Source organism: Streptococcus mitis, assembly GCF_047459985.1.
Lineage (GTDB): Bacteria > Bacillota > Bacilli > Lactobacillales > Streptococcaceae > Streptococcus > Streptococcus mitis_DZ.
This window is the reverse complement of sequence record NZ_JASHHD010000002.1, coordinates 85,500-106,815: the sequence shown is the minus strand read 5'-3', so window position 1 is coordinate 106,815 and position 21,316 is coordinate 85,500. Positions and strand designations below refer to the sequence as shown.

The 21,316-nt window shown below is 40.2% G+C and carries 20 protein-coding genes, 1 tRNA gene and 1 riboswitch; of the genes, 16 read left to right on the top strand and 5 right to left on the bottom strand.

The features are described from left to right. The first annotated feature begins 36 nt into the window (after nt 1-36). On the top strand, nt 37-3,594 hold the full coding sequence (locus QM959_RS02075) for a pneumococcal-type histidine triad protein (RefSeq protein ID WP_414371101.1): 3,558 nt from the start codon (nt 37-39) through the stop codon (nt 3,592-3,594). 36 nt (nt 3,595-3,630) lie between these two features. Here the strand turns inward: QM959_RS02075 and pepT are convergent, their stop codons facing one another. Next, nucleotides 3,631-4,854 carry a peptidase T gene (pepT, locus tag QM959_RS02070; protein ID WP_414371099.1) on the bottom strand — a complete coding sequence of 408 codons (1,224 nt, stop codon included), beginning with the start codon at nt 4,852-4,854 and terminating at the stop codon, nt 3,631-3,633. A gap of 153 nt (nt 4,855-5,007) precedes the next feature. On the opposite strand from pepT, the gene hemH reads away from it, so the two are divergent. After that, on the top strand, nt 5,008-6,102 hold the full coding sequence (hemH, locus tag QM959_RS02065) for a ferrochelatase (protein WP_414371098.1): 1,095 nt from the start codon (nt 5,008-5,010) through the stop codon (nt 6,100-6,102). 41 nt (nt 6,103-6,143) lie between these two features. On the opposite strand, the gene mscL is transcribed toward hemH, so the two are convergent. Together mscL and QM959_RS02055 are read right to left on the bottom strand one after the other, a co-directional pair. Further along, nucleotides 6,144-6,524: a large conductance mechanosensitive channel protein MscL gene (mscL, locus tag QM959_RS02060; protein WP_049526579.1), complete on the bottom strand. Its 381-nt coding sequence runs from the start codon at nt 6,522-6,524 to the stop codon at nt 6,144-6,146. A gap of 80 nt (nt 6,525-6,604) precedes the next feature. Further along, complete coding sequence (locus QM959_RS02055; protein ID WP_414371097.1) at nt 6,605-7,036, bottom strand: GtrA family protein; 432 nt, start codon at nt 7,034-7,036, stop codon at nt 6,605-6,607. A gap of 28 nt (nt 7,037-7,064) precedes the next feature. Beyond that, nucleotides 7,065-7,161: riboswitch (PreQ1 riboswitch) on the top strand. Between QM959_RS02055 and QM959_RS02050 the strand changes: the two genes are divergently transcribed. The 4 genes from QM959_RS02050 to dapA all read left to right on the top strand — a co-directional run bounded on the left by QM959_RS02050 (nt 7,159) and on the right by dapA (nt 10,297). After that, the gene (locus tag QM959_RS02050; RefSeq protein ID WP_414371095.1) at nt 7,159-7,668 is read left to right on the top strand and encodes a QueT transporter family protein; all 510 of its coding nucleotides are present in this window, start codon (nt 7,159-7,161) and stop codon (nt 7,666-7,668) included. (Overlaps the previous riboswitch by 3 nt.) 99 nt (nt 7,669-7,767) lie before the next feature. After that, nucleotides 7,768-7,840 (top strand) — tRNA-Thr (locus tag QM959_RS02045). Between the two features lie 388 nt (nt 7,841-8,228). Next, nucleotides 8,229-9,305, top strand: coding sequence for an aspartate-semialdehyde dehydrogenase (locus QM959_RS02040; RefSeq protein WP_414371093.1), 1,077 nt, complete (start codon nt 8,229-8,231; stop codon nt 9,303-9,305). A 56-nt stretch (nt 9,306-9,361) separates the two neighbouring features. Next, nucleotides 9,362-10,297, top strand: coding sequence for a 4-hydroxy-tetrahydrodipicolinate synthase (gene dapA, locus QM959_RS02035; protein WP_414371092.1), 936 nt, complete (start codon nt 9,362-9,364; stop codon nt 10,295-10,297). A gap of 46 nt (nt 10,298-10,343) precedes the next feature. On the opposite strand, the gene mnmE is transcribed toward dapA, so the two are convergent. Next, nucleotides 10,344-11,717: a tRNA uridine-5-carboxymethylaminomethyl(34) synthesis GTPase MnmE gene (gene mnmE / locus QM959_RS02030; RefSeq protein ID WP_414371090.1), complete on the bottom strand. Its 1,374-nt coding sequence runs from the start codon at nt 11,715-11,717 to the stop codon at nt 10,344-10,346. Nucleotides 11,718-11,854: 137 nt separating this feature from the next. Continuing rightward, nucleotides 11,855-12,037, bottom strand: coding sequence for a 4-oxalocrotonate tautomerase (locus tag QM959_RS02025; RefSeq protein ID WP_001117401.1), 183 nt, complete (start codon nt 12,035-12,037; stop codon nt 11,855-11,857). A gap of 123 nt (nt 12,038-12,160) precedes the next feature. Here QM959_RS02025 and QM959_RS02020 point away from each other — a divergent pair, with 123 nt between their 5' ends. From QM959_RS02020 to rlmD, 10 genes are all read left to right on the top strand, one after another. Beyond that, the gene (locus QM959_RS02020; protein ID WP_050306048.1) at nt 12,161-12,751 is read left to right on the top strand and encodes a thymidine kinase; all 591 of its coding nucleotides are present in this window, start codon (nt 12,161-12,163) and stop codon (nt 12,749-12,751) included. After that, nucleotides 12,748-13,827 (top strand): peptide chain release factor 1, encoded by a 1,080-nt coding sequence (gene prfA, locus QM959_RS02015; RefSeq protein ID WP_290105487.1) that lies wholly within the window; start codon nt 12,748-12,750, stop codon nt 13,825-13,827. The genes QM959_RS02020 and prfA overlap by 4 nt, the downstream gene beginning before the upstream one ends. Then, on the top strand, nt 13,827-14,663 hold the full coding sequence (gene prmC, locus QM959_RS02010) for a peptide chain release factor N(5)-glutamine methyltransferase (protein WP_414371088.1): 837 nt from the start codon (nt 13,827-13,829) through the stop codon (nt 14,661-14,663). The genes prfA and prmC overlap by 1 nt, the downstream gene beginning before the upstream one ends. Then, on the top strand, nt 14,647-15,249 hold the full coding sequence (locus QM959_RS02005; protein ID WP_414371086.1) for an L-threonylcarbamoyladenylate synthase: 603 nt from the start codon (nt 14,647-14,649) through the stop codon (nt 15,247-15,249). Before prmC ends, QM959_RS02005 begins: the two co-directional genes overlap by 17 nt. 1 nt (nt 15,250) lies before the next feature. Then, nucleotides 15,251-15,682 (top strand): GNAT family N-acetyltransferase, encoded by a 432-nt coding sequence (locus QM959_RS02000; RefSeq protein WP_414371085.1) that lies wholly within the window; start codon nt 15,251-15,253, stop codon nt 15,680-15,682. Between the two features lie 49 nt (nt 15,683-15,731). After that, nucleotides 15,732-16,988 carry a serine hydroxymethyltransferase gene (gene glyA, locus QM959_RS01995; RefSeq protein WP_414371084.1) on the top strand — a complete coding sequence of 419 codons (1,257 nt, stop codon included), beginning with the start codon at nt 15,732-15,734 and terminating at the stop codon, nt 16,986-16,988. Nucleotides 16,989-16,995: 7 nt separating this feature from the next. Continuing rightward, nucleotides 16,996-17,970 (top strand): nucleoid-associated protein, encoded by a 975-nt coding sequence (locus QM959_RS01990; RefSeq protein WP_414371082.1) that lies wholly within the window; start codon nt 16,996-16,998, stop codon nt 17,968-17,970. Further along, nucleotides 17,970-18,584 (top strand): cell wall hydrolase Pmp23, encoded by a 615-nt coding sequence (pmp23, locus tag QM959_RS01985; RefSeq protein WP_414371081.1) that lies wholly within the window; start codon nt 17,970-17,972, stop codon nt 18,582-18,584. Before QM959_RS01990 ends, pmp23 begins: the two co-directional genes overlap by 1 nt. 73 nt (nt 18,585-18,657) lie before the next feature. Continuing rightward, nucleotides 18,658-19,632, top strand: a complete 975-nt coding sequence (locus tag QM959_RS01980) for a DUF1002 domain-containing protein (protein WP_414371079.1) — start codon at nt 18,658-18,660, stop codon at nt 19,630-19,632. Nucleotides 19,633-19,705: 73 nt separating this feature from the next. Then, nucleotides 19,706-21,064, top strand: coding sequence for a 23S rRNA (uracil(1939)-C(5))-methyltransferase RlmD (gene rlmD, locus QM959_RS01975; protein WP_414371077.1), 1,359 nt, complete (start codon nt 19,706-19,708; stop codon nt 21,062-21,064). Nucleotides 21,065-21,316 lie beyond the last annotated feature (252 nt).

The window sequence follows — 21,316 nt, the reverse complement described above, 5'->3', positions numbered from 1 at the left end:
AGAAAAAGCTTCATCATCTATTGAAATGAGGAAATTATGAAATTCAGTAAAAAATATATAGCAGCTGGATCAGCTCTTATCGTATCCTTGAGTCTTTGTGCCTATGCACTGAACCAGCATCGCTCGCAGGAAAGTAAGGACAATAATCGTGTCTCTTATGTGGATGGCAGCCAGTCCAGTCAGAAAAGTGAAAACTTGACACCAGATCAGGTTAGCCAGAAAGAAGGAATTCAGGCTGAGCAAATTGTAATCAAAATTACAGATCAGGGCTATGTGACGTCACACGGTGATCACTACCATTACTATAACGGGAAAGTTCCTTATGATGCCCTCTTTAGTGAAGAACTTCTGATGAAGGATCCAAACTATCAACTTAAGGATGGAGATATTGTCAATGAAGTCAAGGGTGGTTATATCATCAAGGTAGATGGGAAATATTATGTCTACCTGAAAGATGCAGCTCATGCTGACAATGTTCGAACGAAAGATGAAATCAACCGTCAAAAACAAGAACATGTCAAAGATAAGGAGAAGATCAGCTCAGATGTTGCTGTAGCAAGGTCTCAGGGACGCTATACGACAGATGATGGTTATGTCTTTAATCCAGCTGATATTATCGAAGATACTGGTGATGCTTATATTGTTCCTCACGGAGGACACTATCATTATATTCCAAAAAGTGATTTATCTGCTAGTGAATTAGCAGCAGCTAAAGCTCATCTGGCTGGTAAAAATACGCAACCGAGCCAGTTAAGCTATTCTTCAACAGCTAGTGACAATACTAATCAAGCTACAGAGAAAGAATCAACTAGCAAGTCAGAACGTAAATCTGAAAATCTCCAAAGTTTATTGAAAGAACTCTATAATTCACCTAGTGACCAACGTTACAGTGAATCAGATGGTCTGGTCTTTGACCCTGCTAAGATTATCAGTCGTACACCAAATGGTGTTGCGATTCCACATGGCGACCATTATCACTTTATTCCTTACAGCAAGCTCTCTCCTTTAGAAGAAAAGATTGCCAGAATGGTGCCTATCGGTGGAACTGGTTCTACGGTATCTACAACTGAAAAATCTAATGTAGTAAGGCCTAGTCTAGGCAGTCTTCCAAGTAATCCATCTACAATGACTACAAATAAGGCAATCTCTTCAGCATCTGATGGCTATGTCTTTAATCCAAAAGATATCGTTGAAGAAACGTCTACAGCTTATATTGTAAGACATGGTGATCATTTCCATTACATTCCTAAGTCGAATCAAATTGGTCAACCGACCCTTCCAAATAATGGTTTAGCGACACCTTCGCCATCACTTCCAATCAATCCAGGAACTTCACACGTGGAACATGAAGAAGATGGTCACGGTTTTGATGCAGATCGTATTATTGCTGAAGATGAATCAGGATTTATCATGAGTCATGGTGACCACAATCATTACTTCTTCAAGAAAGATTTGACACCAGAACAAATTAAGGCTGCACAAAATCATCTGAAAGGTAAAACGCCATCAGTACCAAGTCCAGCCCATGATAATCACGATGAAGAAACACATGGCCACAAACATGATGAAGACAATGATCATGGTTTTGATGCCAATCGTGTCATTAGTGAGGATGAGCAAGGTTTTGTCATGAGTCACGGTGACCACAATCATTACTTCTTCAAGAAGGACTTGACAGCAGACCAAATTAAGGCAGCGCAAGACCATTTGCAAACACATCATGATGCAGAGCCTGTAAAACCTCTTGCTAAAACCGTTGAGTCTTTCTCAAGAGATGCTAGCGATGAAGAGAAGATTGCATACATTTCTAAAACCTATGGAGTTCCACTTGAAGCTATTAGAATTTCAAACGGATTCTTTGTCTTTGGAAATCCAGACCAAGCCTATGATCCAACTCATATCCATCCATATGCTGTTCGTAAAGAACACGTTCGGATTCCTCTCCAAACTGGCAATCCAGAACTTGATTTCCTAAATGAACTTTATACCACTGCTTTGCGAGATGGTGTGTCACCTTATAGCTTGCAGGTAGAAAATGGTAGTTTTGTGATTCCTCATGGAGACCATAATCACTACATCAAAGTTCAAACTAAGGGATATGAAGTGGCTTTGAAAAACAAGATTCCAGCATTGCAATCCAACTATCAACCTGGAGCTTTTGATGAGAAGGCAGTCTTGGCAAAAGTAGATCAACTTCTAGCTGATAGCAGAAGTATCTACAAAGATAAGCCTATCGAACAAAGACAGATTGAGTTAGCTTTAGGTCAGTTTACTGAAAATATGAAGAAACTGGCAACGAACTCTACAGCAGGTTATCTTGCGACACTTGATCTCTTTGATAAGCAATATATCCATATTGATGAAAGTGTCAAACCAGTTGAAACAAGTGCTTTAGATAAGAAATACCAGGCCTTGATTGATAAAATCAATACACTGGATACAGACTCTTATGGACTTCCTAAGAAAGACCTTCTAGTTCGACTCCAAGAAGCTAAGCTGGCTAAAGATGAGGCTGGTTTAGCAGCGGTTGAATCACAACTTCAAGCTCTTCAAGACTTTAATGATCGTACTGGTGATACAACAGTGGAATATATCAAGTACTTCTATGAGCATGTAAATGATAGTCGTTTGAGTGATGAGCTTCGTAATAAAGTTGCTAATTTGACTTTGACTTTATATCAATCACAATCTTTCCGTAAGGCTGTGGATTTGAATAAGCTTTTCCCAAGCATTTATCAAACAAAACAAGAAGTAGAAGAGGCTTTGAAAAATCAGCCAACTTCTGCAAAAGTAAATGAAACAGCTTTAGATAAAGAAAAAGTTGATAGTCAATCTGCTAAGCAAGCAATTTATGAATTTCTGAAAGAACTCTATCCTGATCTTAAGAAGGAGGAACATGTCAATCATATTAGTAAAGATCAAGTCGAAACTATCTTAACTAAAGCAGAGCAATTCTTAGCTCAAGTTAAAGAAGTAGGAATCAGACAATCCTTAGCAGAAGAAGTAGAAAATCTAAAAGTTGCAGCTAACAAGGCTGATGCAGACTTGGATGAAATCAATGTCCAAGTTAACGATCTCTTGAAACGTATTGTAGCTACTCTGCAAAAAGAGAAAGAGACTGCGCAACAAGATCCACAAATAATTAATCTACATAAACAACTCTATGGATATATCAACTCACTACATAAGTACTTAGAAGATAACAATGGTTCAAATGAAGAATTTGACAAAGTTGATAAACTATTCGATCAGCTTGATGATGATGTGAAAAATAATGATAAAGAAGCTTTACTTGAATTAGCCAAAACAATAGTAGCCTTGACTCAAGAAATCAAGTCAAAATCAAGAGCAAGTGAAGAAGCGACTCCAACAACAAAAGCTGAATCGAATGCTGATAGCACAAGTGCAGAGAATCAACCAATTGCAGCTACAGCAGCCGAAGCACCAGTGGCATCTGAATCTAACAGTGAAACTGCCAGCGATGAAAACAAACCAAGCAACACAAGAGATTCTAAACCTGCTGAATCAACTTCAGAAAAGGAAACAACAGAATCTACAACAAGTACTGGAAATCAAGAAAAACCAGCAGAATAAACAGAAAGGCGAAGTAGCTGAGCTACCTCGTCTTTTTTAGTCTTTATAAGCTAAGATACCAATGATGGTGTCAACAGCGCGCTCCATGGTCTGAAGGCTAACGTATTCAAAACGGCCATGCATATTCTCACCACCAGCGAAGATATTTGGCGTTGGAATCCCCATAAAGGAAATCTTTGACCCGTCAGTTCCACCACGAATTGGTTCGATGACTGGAGTTATTTCAAGTTCTTCCATAACTGCTTTGGCAATGGTAACTGGTGTCATATCCTTCTCGATGACTTCCTTCATGTTGTAGTACTGGTCTGTCAAAGTTAGAGTAACACGATTGCTACCAAGTTCTTGGTTCATCTTATCAGCAATAGCTTGCATGGCAGCTTTACGAGCTTCAAAGTTTTCTTTTTCAAAATCACGAATGATATAGCTAGCACGCGCTTCCTCGACCGTACCTGACACATCCATGAGATGGTAGAAGCCTTGGTAACCTTCAGTTAATTCAGGTCGGTCACCAGCTGGAAGTTGGTTGTGGAAATCAATGGCTAGCTGAAGAGCATTGACCATTTGTCCTTTGGCTGTTCCTGGGTGAACATTACGACCTTGGAAATGGAGTTCTGCACCCGCAGCAGAGAAGGTTTCATACTGAAGTTCACCAAGAGGCCCGCCGTCGACTGTATAAGCAAAGTCGACATTGAAGTCTTCTGCATCAAATTTGTTGGCACCGACACCAATTTCTTCATCTGGACCAAAACCGACACGAATTTCACAGTGTTTAATTTCAGGATGAGCGTTCAAGTATTCGATAGCTGTCATGATTTCTGCGATACCGGATTTATCATCAGCACCTAGCAAGGTTGTTCCATCTGTTGTGATAAGCGTTTGTCCTGGATATTTCTCAAGACTCTTGAAGTCAGCTGGATCGAGTTTGAAACCAGAATTCCCTAGTTCAATCACACCACCATCGTAGTTTTCAATCACCTGAGGGTTAACTCCTTCGGCATTAAAATCAGCAGTATCCATGTGAGATATAAAGCCAATCTTACGTGTTAGAGCTGGATCATTGGCTGGTAAGGTCCCAATCGCAAAACCATTTGGAAGGTAGTAGACATTTTGCAGTCCAACACGTTTCATTTCAGGGATAAGAACATTGGTAGCGAAGTCAACCTGACACTGTGTACTTGGAGTAGTAGTAGAGTGTTCATCAGAGCGCGTGTTGACCTTAACGTAGGTTAAGAAACGGTCCAAGAGATTTGGATAAGTCATAAAAAACTCCTTTTGAATTCATTTTTTCCATTGTATCATAGAAAGAAGAGAAAAACAAAAGACAGAAGTTAGGGGAATTTACAATGTTAGCGTTTACTTATCAATGAATTAATGATAAAATAAACTTGATAAAAACATCACAAGGAAGCGATTATGAAAAAAGCAATTTTAATGATGACTTTCGGTTCGCCAGAAGAGATTACCTTTGAAGGTGTGGCTGATTTTTTCACAAATATTCGTCGTGGAGTGAGACCTCAAGACCACGAAATTCAAACTCTCTATGATAATTATGTACGAATTGGAGGCACGCCTCTGCAAAAAATTACCCGTGAAGAGGTTGCCTTGGTAGAAGCTAGGCTGGGGAATGAATACAGTGTTTACTTTGCCAATAAATTTTCCAGACCCTTTATCCCAGATGTGATTGGTCAGATGGAAGCAGATGGAATCGAGCAGTGTATTTGCTTGATTTTAGAGCCCCATTATTCTTTTTACTCTGTTATGGGCTATGAGAAATTTTTAGAAAGCAAGCAAATTCAATTTTTAGTTATCAAGGACTGGTATCAAGAAGAAGCGCTCTTAAACTATTGGGCAGATGAAATTGCTAAGATTTTAAAAGAAGAAGTGAAGCAAAATAGCTTTAAAGTCATCTTTTCAGCCCATAGTGTGCCCATTTTTGCCTTGGATTTTGGTGACCCTTATATTGACCAAATTTTTGAAAATAGTAAGCTAGTTGCTGAAAAAATAGGTTTGAGTTCTGAGCAATATACCAACACTTGGCAAAGTGAAAGTGATATTGGTATTCCATGGATCAAGCCAGATGTCTTAGAATATTTACGAGAACAAAAGCAACATCCAGAGCATTATATCTTTGTCCCGATTAGCTTTATCAGTGAACATATCGAAGTTCTTTTTGATAATGATGTGGAATGTTATGACTTGTGTCAAGAATTGGGTGTGAACTATCATCGTCCACCAATGCCAAATACGGATTCTCGTTTGATTGATGCTTTGATTAGTACAGTCAGAGCTAACGAACATCAAGAATTTAAGGAATTTCTCCCAGAAGAAGAAACCTTTGATGAGTTAGTCCCTTCAGACGATACTAAAAACATTTTGGCCGAATCTCAAGATTTACAAATGCCAGAATTTGTGAAAAAATTGATCGAGAAAAAAGGTCGGGAAAATGTTAAAATGCCTTATCTTATCAAGAGAATGCTTGAAAAAGCAGGTAAGTTGCCAAAAGAGTAAAGAAAAAAGGATTTAGCTTTGTGCTAGATCCTTTTAATCGATTATTTTTTCTCAAGAAGAGCTTTGATTTCTTGAAGAACTTCCAACTCAGTTGGACCAGCAGGTGCTTCTTCAACAACCTCTTCTTTTTTAGTAAGGCTTTGAGCTTTTTCCATTGCTTTAATCACAAAGAATAGAACAGTACCAACTACAAGGAAGTTGATAACAGCACTCAAGAATTTACCATATGTAACACCATTCCATGCAAGCTCAGCGATGTTTTGTACTTTCGCAGCTTCCAAGGCTGGGTTCAATAGGAGTGGAGTGATGATATCATTAACAAATGAAGTAACGATAGCACCAAAAGCAGAAGCGATGATCACACCGACAGCAAGGTCTACAACGTTACCGCGGAGCAAAAATTCTTTAAGATCTTTTAACATTTTCATAATTCCTTTCCAAAATTTTTACTCTTTATTATATATTAATTAAGAAATACTTGCAAGATATATGCTCAGAGATTCTATTTATTAAAAATATAGACCTTGCTTAAAATGTAATTAAGAATGACTATTAAGAATTGTGCAATTATCGTTTCAATTGTATTTATCTTATCAAGATTTTCATTTACAAATTGCCCTATGATATGAGGGAATTGAGTCACAAACAGAAAAGTAAGGAGCAAATCTAACAGAAAAGTAGAAAGGCGAGCAAGAAAAAATTTCACTAAACGTCTTGTCCAATTCTGCCTAGCTTGCTTAAATACAAGCCTATCATTTGTGATAAAGGCAAATAGGATAGCAATTATATTTGCCAAGGCAGTAGCCAGGAGTTCCTGATGAGTTAGTTGATAAATGACTAATCTGGATAGAATGGAGACAAGAGTAGTTGCTATACCAAAAAAGAGATAGGCTAAAAGTTCGTTCTTAAAAACATAAGTGATTATTTTTTTCATGCTTTTAGTATAGCATAAAGCAGCCTATTGTGCTATACTGGTAAGGTTGATTGAATCAACCCTTGGTGCTTAGCTTCTTTCACCAAGCATATTTTACGCGGGCAACCGCCAAAGGAGAAAAGATGAAAAAATTAACTATTCGTGATGTAGCTGATATTGCAATCGTTGCTGCCATCTATGTCGTTTTGACTGTCACACCGCCCCTAAATGCCATCAGCTATGGTGCTTATCAGTTTCGTATTTCAGAAATGATGAACTTTATGGCTTTTTACAATCCTAAGTACATCATCGGAGTTACCATTGGTTGTATGATTGCTAATTTCTTTAGCTTCGGACTGCTAGATGTCTTTGTTGGTGGTGGCTCAACCTTGGTATTCCTCAGTCTAGGTGTTTGGCTTTTTGCAAAATATAGCAAGGATTATCTCTTTAACGGATTGATTCGAAAAGATCATTTCTTCTTTTCAATCCTCTTTTCAATTTCCATGTTTACCATTGCTGCTGAGTTGCATATTGTAGCGCAATTACCATTTTTCCTTACTTGGTTCACAACAGGAATTGGTGAATTTGCCTCATTAATTATTGGAGCGATTATTATCGGTAAAATTGGTCGTCGAATTGATTTAAGCAAATAGAAGAAGACAAGCTGGGTAGTTTTTACCTGGCTTTTTCTTATGGAAAATTTCTTAGGAAACTTGACAAGTTTTTCTAACTATAGTATACTTTTTAAGTAAGCTGATTTAGCTCAGTTGGCAGAGCGCATCCATGGTAAGGATGAGGTCGCCGGTTCAATCCCGGCAATTAGCATAAAATAGACAGAAAAGCCCTTGATTTACAAGGGTTTTTGTTATTTCTGCCCTAAATTTTTCAAAGATATTTCTTAGTCAGCTGTGTAAATGAAACTAAAGAGTTTCATCTGTTGACAAAAGTGATTCTCTTTAGTAGAATAGAAGATGCGATGAGTCGATAGGTAGTCTTCGGACTACTATTGAGCATAAGGAGGTCATAACGCAGGAGCGGACCTTGATGAGTTGTGTGAACCTGCTCATCACATGAAGATGCCTCTTAGTCCCTAGTCTAACGACTGGGGATTTTTATTTTTTAAAAAATGATGAAAAAGCTTTGCAATTCATGGAAAAAGTAGTATAATACATCTATTATAGAAATTTTTAGAAAATTCCGAAAGAGGTTATTTATGGGATATACAGTTGCTGTAGTCGGCGCGACAGGTGCTGTCGGAGCTCAGATGATAAAAATGTTGGAAGAATCAACACTTCCAATCGATAAAATCCGTTACCTTGCTTCTGCACGTTCAGCAGGCAAGACTTTGAAATTTAAAGATCAAGATATTACGATTGAAGAAACAACTGAAACAGCTTTTGAGGGTGTTGATATTGCTCTCTTTTCAGCAGGTGGTTCTACATCAGCTAAGTATGCACCCTACGCAGTGAAAGCTGGAGCGGTAGTAGTAGATAATACATCTTACTTCCGTCAAAACCCAGATGTTCCTTTGGTTGTTCCAGAAGTTAATGCTCATGCACTTGATGCTCACAACGGAATTATTGCCTGCCCTAACTGTTCAACAATTCAAATGATGGTGGCTCTTGAGCCTATTCGTCAAAAATGGGGCTTGAACCGTATCATTGTTTCAACTTACCAAGCAGTTTCAGGTGCTGGTATGGGAGCGATTCTTGAAACACAACGTGAACTTCGTGAAGTTTTGAATGATGGTGTGAATCCACGTGATTTGCATGCGGAAATCTTGCCTTCAGGTGGTGATAAGAAACACTATCCTATCGCCTTTAATGCTCTTCCACAAATCGATGTCTTCACTGATAATGATTACACTTACGAAGAGATGAAGATGACTAAGGAAACTAAGAAAATCATGGAAGATGATAGCATTGCAGTATCTGCAACATGTGTGCGTATTCCAGTCTTGTCAGCTCACTCTGAGTCTGTTTACATCGAAACAAAAGAAGTGGCTCCAATTGAAGAAGTAAAAGCAGCTATCGCAGCCTTCCCAGGTGCTGTTCTTGAAGATGATGTGGCTCATCAAATTTATCCTCAAGCCATTAATGCAGTGGGTTCTCGTGATACCTTTGTTGGTCGTATCCGCAAAGACTTGGATGCAGAAAAAGGAATCCACATGTGGGTTGTTTCAGATAACCTGCTCAAAGGTGCTGCTTGGAACTCAGTTCAGATTGCTGAAACTTTGCACGAACGTGGCTTGGTTCGTCCAACAGCTGAATTGAAATTTGAATTAAAATAGTCATATTGTTTAGGAGTTCAGATGAACTCCTTCTTTGAAATAGAGAGGTGTTTCTCATGTCTTATCAAGATTTAAAAGAGTGTAAAATCATCACAGCCTTTATTACTCCCTTCCACGAGGATGGTTCCATCAACTTTGATGCTATTCCAGCCTTGATTGAGCATTTGTTGGCGCATCATACAGACGGAATTCTCCTTGCAGGGACGACAGCTGAGAGTCCAACTTTAACTCACGATGAAGAGTTGGAACTCTTTGCGGCGGTTCAAAAGGTTGTTAATGGACGTGTTCCTTTAATTGCGGGTGTGGGTACCAATGATACGCGTGACTCGATCGAGTTTGTCAAAGAAGTAGCAGAATTTGGTGGTTTTGCAGCTGGGCTTGCTATTGTTCCTTACTACAACAAACCTTCTCAAGAAGGAATGTATCAGCACTTTAAGGCCATTGCAGATGCTTCTAACCTACCAATTATTATCTATAACATTCCAGGGCGTGTAGTTGTCGAGTTGACTCCAGAAACTATGCTTCGCTTGGCTGACCATCCGAATATTATCGGTGTCAAAGAATGTACCAGCTTAGCTAATATGGCTTATTTGATTGAACACAAGCCTGAAGAATTCTTGGTATATACAGGTGAGGATGGAGATGCCTTTCATGCCATGAACCTTGGTGCGGACGGGGTTATTTCTGTTGCCTCTCATACAAATGGAGATGAAATGTACGATATGTTTACTGCCATTGCAGAAAGCGATATGAAAAAAGCCGCAGCTATTCAGCGTAAATTCATTCCTAAGGTAAATGCTCTCTTCTCTTATCCAAGCCCTGCACCAGTTAAGGCAGTATTGAACTACATGGGATTTGAAGCTGGACCAACTCGTCTACCTCTTGTTCCAGCACCAGAAGAAGATGCCAAACGCATTATCAAGGTTGTTGTAGATGGCGACTACGAAGCGACCAAGGCAACTGTAACAGGTGTTTTAAGACCAGATTACTAAGAAAGACAATAAAATCCATGACCGAAAGAACGATCATGGATTTTGATTATTTTCCTAAACAGAATTGACTAAAGAGCTGGGTGATGAGTTCATCAGGAGCAGCATCCCCAGTGATTTCACCGAGGATTTCCCAAGTACGAGTCAAATCAACTTGAAGCAAGTCAACTGGCATCCCCAGTTCCAGCCCTTCATTAACAGCTTGTAAGCTTTCGACTGCTTTTTCAATCAAGGAAATGTGACGGGCGTTAGATAGATAAGTAGCATCTTGCTCAACCAAACCAGCATTTTCAAAGAAGAGGTTGTTGATTCTCTCTTCAATCTTATCGATGTTTTGATTTTTAAGGACTGAAATACGGATGACATCTTCTGGAAGTTCCGAAGTCTCAATCGCTTCAGGCAGGTCTGTTTTATTAAGTAGAATAATGCGGTTGCTATCTTGACTAATTTCTAGGAGTTGACGATCTTGGGCAGTTAGTTGTTCACTGGCATTTAGGACTAGAAGAACCAAGTCAGCTTCCTTAAGGGCTTTTTTCGAACGCTCAACACCGATTTGTTCAACTATATCATCTGTTTCACGAATACCGGCTGTATCAATCAATTTTAGGGGAACACCGTTGATGTTGACGTATTCTTCGATGACATCTCGGGTTGTCCCAGCGATATCTGTTACGATAGCCTTGTCCTCGCGCAAGAGATTGTTGAGAAGGCTTGATTTTCCAACGTTTGGACGACCAATGATAGCCGTTGAAATTCCTTCACGAAGGATTTTACCGCGACGGGCTGTTCTAAGGAGATTGGTTAGTAATTGCTCAAATTCCATAGTCTTTTCACGGACAACAGCAGTAGTGGCTTCCTCAACATCGTCATACTCAGGATAGTCGATATTGACCTCAACTTGGGCAAGTGTATTGAGGATTTCTTGACGGGTATTATTAATGAGATCAGAAAGGGAACCATCTAGTTGTTTGACTGCAATGTTCATGGCTTTGTCTGTCTTGGCGCGGATGATATCCATCACAGCCTCAGCCTGTGTCAAGTCTACACGACCATTTAGGAAGGCACGTTTGGTAAATTCACCAGGTTCAGCCAATCGAGCTCCTTCACGGATAGCTAGTTGGAGAATCTCATTGGTCACGGCAATCCCACCGTGGGTGTTAATCTCGATAATATCCTCACGAGTGAAGGTTTTTGGAGACTTCATGGCTCCAACCATGACCTCGTCCATGACTTTTCCAGTCAGAGGATCAACAATGTGACCGTAGTTGAGAGTGTGGCTGGCAACCTTGCTCAAGTCTTTTCCTTTAAATATTTTTTGCGCAATAGCAAAACTGTCTGTTCCGCTCAAGCGGACAATACCAATAGCCCCTTCACCTAGTGGAGTAGAGATAGCAGCGATGGTATCAAATTCACGTGTAATCATAGTTTTTCCTTTAATTAATAGCTCTTTTCTTGGAAAATTTTCCAAGTCTCTTTTCAAATTGTAACAAATTTAGGCTATTTCTTCAATGAATGCTACTTGGAGATTGAAAAAGCCTAAGCAATTCTGCTTAAGCTAGCTTATTTGGTGCGCATTTCTCCCTGTGGGAAGTAAGTTCCTTCTGGCATGTCGTTGATGATGACATGGACAGCAGACTGAGGTGCTCCTGTGTTGCGAACAACAGCTTCTGTTACTTCCTTAGCAAGAGCCTTCTTTTGTTCGAGCGTGCGTCCTTCAAATAAATCGATGCGTACAAATGGCATAATAGCTTCCTCCACTAGTTTTTGATTTCTTCTATTTTACCACATTTTGCCGTTTAAAGCTTAAGAAAATTATGATATACTAGAATGTAGCAAAAATTTAGAAATGGACGTGAAGCAAGAAACATGGCACAGTTGTATTATCGTTATGGGACCATGAACTCTGGAAAGACAATCGAGATTCTCAAGGTGGCCTATAACTATGAGGAGCAAGGAAAGGGAGTTGTCATCATGACTTCAGCTCTGGATACGCGTGACGGTGTTGGCTATGTGTCGAGTCGTATTGGTATGAAACGCCCTGCCCTTGCCATTGAGGAAACGACGGATATCTTTGGCTATATTCGAGACTTACCAGAAAGACCTTACTGTGTGTTGGTCGATGAAGCCCAGTTTCTCAAGCGTCATCATGTTTATGATTTAGCTCGTGTCGTTGATGAGCTAGATATACCCGTCATGGCTTTTGGTTTGAAAAATGACTTTCGCAATGAACTATTCGAAGGTTCTAAATATCTCTTGCTTTTAGCAGATAAGATTGACGAAATCAAGACCATTTGTCAGTATTGTAAGAAAAAGGCGACCATGGTTTTACGAACACAGGATGGACTGCCCGTTTATGATGGAGAACAGATCCAGATTGGTGGTAATGAAACCTATATCTCGGTTTGCCGTAAACATTATTTTGCGCCTGAAATCAATAAGGAGAATGAAGAAAAATGAACATCTATGATCAACTACAAGCTGTAGAAGACCGTTACGAAGAGTTAGGAGAATTGCTTAGTGACCCTGATGTTGTATCAGATACCAAACGTTTTATGGAGCTTTCAAAAGAGGAGGCTTCAAGTCGTGATACGGTTACGGCTTACCGAGAATATAAGCAAGTCCTTCAGAACATTATCGATGCCGAAGAGATGATTAAGGAATCAGGTGGAGATGCTGACTTGGAAGAAATGGCCAAGCAAGAGCTCAAAGATGCTAAGGCTGAAAAAGAAGAATACGAAGAAAAACTGAAAATCTTGCTCCTTCCAAAGGATCCAAACGATGACAAGAACATCATCCTTGAAATCCGTGGAGCAGCTGGTGGAGACGAAGCAGCACTTTTCGCTGGAGACCTGTTAACCATGTATCAAAAGTATGCGGAAGCCCAAGGTTGGCGCTTTGAAGTCATGGAAGCATCCATGAATGGTGTCGGCGGTTTCAAGGAAGTAGTTGCTATGGTTTCGGGTCAATCTGTATACTCTAAACTCAAGTACGAATCAGGTGCCCATCGTGTACAACGTGTCCCTGTGACAGAAAGCCAAGGCCGTGTTCATACTTCAACTGCGACGGTTCTTGTCATGCCTGAAGTAGAAGAAGTTGAATACGATATTGATCCAAAAGACCTTCGTGTCGATATCTACCACGCCTCTGGTGCTGGTGGACAGAACGTCAATAAGGTTGCGACTGCCGTTCGTATCGTTCACTTGCCGACCAATATTAAGGTTGAGATGCAGGAAGAACGTACCCAGCAGAAAAACCGTGAGAAGGCTATGAAGATCATCCGTGCGCGTGTGGCGGACCATTTTGCACAGATTGCTCAAGACGAACAAGACGCTGAGCGTAAGTCGACAATCGGTACTGGGGATCGTTCAGAACGGATCCGTACTTACAACTTCCCACAAAACCGTGTGACTGATCACCGTATCGGCTTAACCCTACAAAAACTAGATACGATTTTGTCTGGTAAATTGGACGAAGTTGTAGATGCCTTGGTGCTCTATGACCAAACACAAAAATTAGAAGAATTAAACAAATAATGAAATTAGCTCAATTATTTTCAGATTTTGAAGAAGAATTGATAAGACAAGGAGAGGAAGCTGAAAGCCTCTCTTTTGTCTATCGTAGCCTGAAAAACCTCTCTTTTACAGACTTTGTTTTTGCCCTTCAGCAGGAAGTGACAACAGAGGAAGAACTATTTGTAGAGGATATTTACCAGCAGTTAGCAGCTCATAAACCAGCCCAGTACATTATTGGTCATGCAGATTTCTTCGGAATGCAGTTAAAAGTTGATGAGTGGGTTTTGATTCCTCGTCCAGAGACAGAGGAGTTGGTTGGGCTTATCCTAGATGAAAATTCTGAGGAAAATCTAAAGATCCTAGATATCGGGACTGGAAGTGGTGCCATAGCCCTTGCAATAGCAAAAAACAGACCAAATTGGTTAGTGACAGCAGCAGATATTTCCCAAGAGGCTCTTGACCTTGCATCCGAGAATGCTAAAAATCAAAAACTTAATATATTTTTTAAAAAATCTGATTGTTTTGCAGAAATTTCTGAAAAATATGATATAATTGTATCCAATCCACCCTATATCTCTCGTAAAGATGAGTCAGAGGTAGGTTTGAATGTTTTGCATTCAGAACCTCATCTAGCTCTCTTTGCAGATGAGGATGGTCTGGCAATTTACCGTAGAATTGCGGAAGATGCAAAAGACTATCTCAAAGATGGTGGTAAGATTTACCTTGAAATTGGATACAAGCAAGGTCAAAGTGTCCCTGAACTTTTTAGGAAACATCTTCCTGATAAAAGAGTTCGAACACTCAAGGACCAGTTTGGTCAAGATAGGATGGTTGTCGTTGATGATGGACAGGATTAGACAAGAGTTGGAAAAGGGTGGAGCTGTTGTTCTGCCTACAGAGACAGTTTACGGTCTCTTTGCAAAAGCTCTAGACGAACAAGCAGTGGACCATGTTTACCAACTCAAACGTCGTCCAAGAGACAAGGCGCTCAATCTCAATATCGCCTCTCTCAAGGACATCTTACACTTTTCTAAGAACCAGCCAACTTATCTACAAAAACTTGTAGAGACCTTTTTACCAGGACCTTTGACCATTATTCTCGAAGCTAATAACAGAGTTCCTTATTGGGTTAATTCTGAACTTGCAACTGTTGGATTTCGGATGCCCAGTCACCCTATTACGCTTGATGTGATTCGAGAGACAGGTCCCTTGATTGGACCGTCTGCCAATATCTCAGGTCAGGCAAGTGGAGTTAGCTTTAAAGAAATTCTTAAAGATTTTGACCAAGAGGTTTTGGGTCTGGAAGACGATGCTTTTCTAACTGGACAGGATTCAACTATTTTGGACTTGTCTGGAGAAAAGGTGAAAATCTTACGCCAAGGGACCATTAAGCGAGAAGATATTCTTGCTCAGTTGCCAGAGATTTCTTTTGAGGAGGAATGAGATGCTAAGAGATTTGCAAGAAACAGATGTGAAAGCTATTTGTGACATTAACCAAGAGGCTTTGGGCTATACTTTTAGTCCAGAGGAAACGGCTAGTCAATTAGCTAGACTATCTCAGGATTCCCATCATTTCCTTCTTGGATATGAGGACGCAGTCAGCCATGTCTTGCTGGGATATGTCCACGCTGAGGTTTATGAATCCCTTTATTCTAAAGCAGGATTTAATATTTTAGCCTTAGCAGTTTCGCCTCAAGCGCAAGGTCAAGGTATCGGTAAATGCTTACTGCAAGGGTTGGAACAAGAAGCAAAAAGACGTGGTTATGGGTTTATCCGCTTAAATTCTGCCGATCATCGTCTAGAAGCTCATGCATTTTATGAAAAAGTTGGTTATACTTGTGATAAAGTGCAGAAGCGGTTTATTCGCATCATTTAGTTTATTTTCTTAAACTAAATGACCTGTCACACTATAAAGGAGAAGACCTATGATTTTTGACAAAGATGATTTTAAAGCATACGATGCTGATCTCTGGAATGCTATTGCCAAAGAAGAAGAACGCCAACAAAACAACATCGAGTTGATTGCTTCGGAAAACGTAGTTTCCAAGGCTGTTATGGTAGCTCAAGGGTCTATCTTGACGAATAAATACGCTGAAGGTTATCCGGGACGCCGTTATTATGGTGGAACGGATGTGGTAGACGTTGTAGAGACTCTTGCTATTGAACGCGCAAAAGAAATTTTCGGTGCTAAATTTGCCAATGTCCAACCACACTCAGGAAGCCAGGCCAACTGTGCGGCTTATATGGCCTTGATTGAATCTGGCGATACGGTTATGGGAATGGATTTGGCTGCAGGTGGTCACTTGACCCACGGAGCTCCTGTCAGCTTCTCTGGTCAAACCTACAACTTTGTTTCTTATAGTGTAGATCCTGAAACAGAACTCTTGGACTTTGATGCTATCTTGAAACAAGCCCAAGAAGTAAAACCTAAACTAATCGTAGCAGGTGCTTCAGCCTACTCTCAAATTATCGACTTCTCAAAATTCCGTGAAATTGCAGATGCTGTTGGGGCTAAGCTCATGGTAGATATGGCCCATATCGCTGGTTTGGTTGCTGCTGGTCTACATCCGAGTCCGGTTCCATACGCTCATATCACAACAACAACAACTCACAAAACCCTTCGTGGACCTCGTGGTGGTTTGATTTTGACCAATGACGAAGACCTAGCTAAGAAAATCAACTCAGCTATTTTCCCTGGTATTCAGGGCGGTCCTTTGGAGCATGTTGTGGCAGCTAAAGCTGTTTCTTTCAAAGAAGTATTAGATCCAGCCTTCAAGGAATATGCTGCAAATGTTATCAAGAACAGCAAGGCTATGGCAGCTGTTTTCTTGCAAGACCCTGACTTCCGTATCATTTCTGGCGGAACTGAAAACCACCTCTTCCTAGTGGACGTGACTAAGGTTGTAGAAAACGGAAAAGTTGCTCAAAACTTGCTGGATGAAGTCAATGTTACTTTAAATAAAAACTCAATCCCTTACGAAACCTTGTCACCATTCAAGACAAGTGGGATTCGTATTGGAGCAGCAGCCATTACTGCACGTGGATTTGGTGAAGAAGAAAGCCGTAAAGTGGCTGAACTCATCATTAAAACTCTTAAAAATGCAGAAAATGAGGCTGTCTTAGAAGAAGTGAGAAGCGCAGTCAAAGCATTAACAGATGCCTTCCCATTATACGAGGACTAAAACTTTTATGGACATTTATATTAAGAAAGCCATTATCCACCAGTTCAGTTCGAATGATACTGAGCTGTTCCTAGCGGATAAGTTTCTCAATATCACTCCAAAAATCGAAGAATACCTGCGTAAAAAAATTGAACGTGTGTATTCAGATGAAGCCAAGACTGGGATTTTCGAAGAAGAAAATCCCTTCTTCAATCACATCACAGACGATTTGTTGGAGACATCAGTAACACTGGCTAATCTCTGGAAAGAAGAGTTTAGCATTTCAGAAAATCTCAAGACCAATGACTTGATTTTTGTACAATTTTCTAAAGAAGGTATAGAATATTTCGCTTTCTTGAGAATTGCCCTGCGGGAGACCCTGACCCACTTAGGTGGAGAAGTTGATAATCCCATCAAGCTGACTCAGAATAACCTGCCTGGATTTGGGACAGGTGCTGACGAGGCCTTGGTGGTCAATCTTCAAAGTCGTAAGTATCACCTGATTGAAAAACGAATCAAGTACAACGGGACTTTTTTGAACTATTTTTCAGATAATCTTCTTGCTGTCGCTCCTAAGATTTCTCCTAAGAAATCTATCAAGGAACTGGAAAAAACAGCCCAGAGAATTGCTGAATCCTTTAATACAGATGATTTTCAATTTCAATCCAAGGTCAAATCAGCGATTTTCAATAACCTAGAAGAAAGCAATGAATTGTCACCTGAGAAACTGGCTAATGACCTTTTTGACAATAATCTAACAGCTCGTTTGAGCTTTATTGACCAAGTTAAAGAAGCTGTACCAGAACCTGTTCAATTTGATGAAATTGATGCCAGTCGCCAATTAAAGAAATTTGAAAACCAAAAACTCTCCTTGTCAAATGGAATTGAACTCATCGTTCCCAATAACGTCTATCAAGATGCCGAGTCTGTTGAGTTTATCCAAAACGACAATGGAACTTACTCTATCTTAATCAAAAATATCGAGGATATCCAAAGTAAATAATGTTTAAACGAATTCGAAGAGTGCTTGTACTAGCAGTCTTCCTTTTTGCTGGCTATAAAGCTTACCTCGTTCACCAAGATGTCAAGCAAGTCATGACCTATCAACCCATGGTGCGAGAAATCTTGAGTGAAAAAGACACACCAGCAAACGAAGAGCTTGTGCTCGCCATGATTTATACCGAAACAAAAGGAAAAGAAGGCGATGTTATGCAGTCTAGTGAGTCTGCAAGTGGTTCCACCAACACCATCAATGATAATGCCTCTAGCATTCGGCAAGGTGTTCAAACTCTGACAGACAATCTCTACCTGGCCCAGAAGAAGGGGGTAGATGTCTGGACGGCTGTTCAAGCCTATAATTTTGGACCTGCCTATATCGATTTTATCGCCCAAAATGGCAAGGAAAATACCTTGGCTCTGGCCAAACAGTACTCTCGTGAGACTGTTGCTCCCTTGCTTGGCAATACCACTGGAAAGACATATAGTTATATTCACCCCATTTCCATTTTTCACGGTGCAGAACTCTATGTAAATGGAGGAAACTATTATTATTCTAGACAGGTGCAACTCAACCTTTACATCATCAAATGTTTCACTCTCTTTTCGACATCTGGCTAGTCCAGGTGTTTTTGCTATAAGTTTTCTTTAAGATAGATATATTACTCTAGAAAGGTAAAGGAGGAAATTCCCTATGAGAAAGAAACTCTTTCTGACCAGTGCTGCGGTCTTGTGGGCAGCAACAGCTATGACGAGTGTCCACGCAGCAACAGATGTTCAAAAAGTCATTGACGAAACCTATGTTCAACCTGAATATGTCCTAGGTTCATCCCTAACTGAAGACCAAAAAAATCAAACCCTTAAAAAACTTGGCTACAATGCCTCATCAGACACCAAAGAACTCAAGACCATGACACCTGATGTCTATTCTAAAATCATGAATGTGGCAAATGACTCTAGTTTACAGTTGTATTCATCAGCCAAGATTCAAAAACTAGGTGACAAGTCGCCACTTGAGGTCAAAATTGAAACACCAGAAAACATTACTAAGGTAACTCAGGATATGTACCGAAACGCAGCAGTAACCTTGGGTGTGGAACATGCTAAAATCACTGTAGCAGCGCCCATTCCAGTTACAGGTGAGAGTGCTTTAGCGGGGATTTACTATTCGCTAGAAGCTAATGGAGCCAAGGTGCCACAAGCCAACAAAGATTTGGCTCAAGAAGAGTTGAAGGCTTTGTCAGATATCAATGCTGAAAACAAGGACAAGTCAGGCTATGATGCTAATAAATTAAACGTTGCCCTAGCTGATATCAAGTCAGGAGTCGCCAAAGCTAAAGAAAGCAAGGGAAATCTGACAGAAGAAGATGTCCGCAAAATCGTTGAAGATACCTTGAAAAATTACAAACTTGATCAGGTCATAACAGGAAACCAGATCAATATCATCATCAATTTTGCTTTGAATCTTTCAAAGAGTGATATCCTCAGCAATGCAGACTTCACTAAGACCCTAAATGACCTTAAACAAAGTATCGTATCACAAGCTGGCGACAGTTTTAAAAATATCAACCTTAACTTTGATGCTGATAAGGCGCTAGAGGACGGAGGAAACTTCTTAAGCTCCCTCTGGCAAGCCATTGTCAACTTCTTCAAGAGTTTTGGTTCTTAAGAAATTTCATGGTATAATAGATGGTAACCGTAACGTTGCCGTCTTTTTTGTCGGCCAATAGAAAGAGAAGAGAATGTTAAAGAAAAATGATATTGTAGAAGTTGAAATTGTTGATTTGACCCATGAAGGTGCAGGAGTTGCCAAGGTGGATGGGTTGGTATTTTTTGTAGAGAATGCTTTACCGAGTGAAAAAATCCTTATGCGTGTCCTCAAGGTCAATAAAAAGATTGGCTTTGGGAAGGTTGAAGAATACCTTGTCCAGTCACCACACCGAAATCAAGATCTAGATTTGGCTTACCTGCGTTCAGGAATCGCTGATTTAGGACACCTTTCCTATCCAGAACAGCTCAAGTTTAAAACCAAGCAAGTCAAGGACAGCCTCTACAAGATTGCAGGAATTGCTGATGTAGAGGTTGCTGAAACTTTGGGTATGGAAAATCCAGTCAAGTATCGAAATAAGGCGCAGGTGCCTGTTCGTAGAGTGAATGGTGTCTTAGAAACTGGATTTTTCCGTAAGAATTCCCACGACCTCATGCCTTTGGAAGATTTCTTTATCCAAGATTCTGTGATTGACGAGGTAGTAGTGGCCCTACGCGACTTGCTCCGTCGTTATGATTTGAAACCTTATGATGAAAAGGAACAAGCTGGCTTGATTCGAAACCTTGTGGTGCGTCGCGGACACTATTCAGGACAAATCATGGTTATTTTTGTGACAACTCGTCCGAAGATTTTCCGAGTGGACCAATTGATTGAACAACTAATCAAGCAGTTCCCAGAGATTGTGTCTGTTATGCAAAATATCAACGACCAAAATACTAATGCAATTTTTGGCAAGGAATGGCGCACCCTTTATGGACAGGACTTTATCACTGACCAGATGTTGGGAAATGACTACCAAATCTCTGGTCCAGCTTTTTACCAAGTTAATACTCAAATGGCTGAAAAGCTCTATCAAACAGCCATTGACTTTGCTGAATTAAAAGAAGATGATGTGGTTATTGATGCCTATTCTGGTATTGGGACGATTGGCCTTTCTGTTGCCAAACATGTCAAGGAAGTTTATGGTGTTGAAGTGATTCCAGAAGCGGTTGAGAATAGCAAGCAGAATGCTCAATTGAACAATATTTCAAATGCCCATTATGTCTGTGATACAGCTGAAAATGCTATGCAGAATTGGCTCAAAGATGGAATTCAACCAAGCCTTATCCTAGTGGATCCACCAAGAAAAGGACTCACAGAAAGCTTTATCAAGGCAAGTAGCCAAACAGGAGCTGAACGCATTGCCTATATTTCATGTAATGTCGCTACTATGGCGCGTGATATCAAACTCTACCAAGAGTTGGGATATGAGTTTAAGAAAGTCCAGCCGGTGGACCTCTTTCCGCAAACGCATCATGTTGAGTGTGTAAGTTTGTTAGTGAAATGCAATTAATCCTCAAAAGGTTTCCCAAACCTTTTGAGTCCCACAAACGCATCATGTTGAGGTGGTATCACTGCTAGTACAAGCTGAGGCATCAGCGAAGTAGAAGGAGATGTTCCGCCCATGCGATAGCTGTCGTAGAGTAAGGAGTTTACGACGAAACGATACGGCAACAGCGAACCGCTGAGTGTGTGACTCTACTCTTCAGATCTGAGACAGTCGAAAAGTAGAAGGGGATGGTATTAGTATCAATCAATGAGTAAC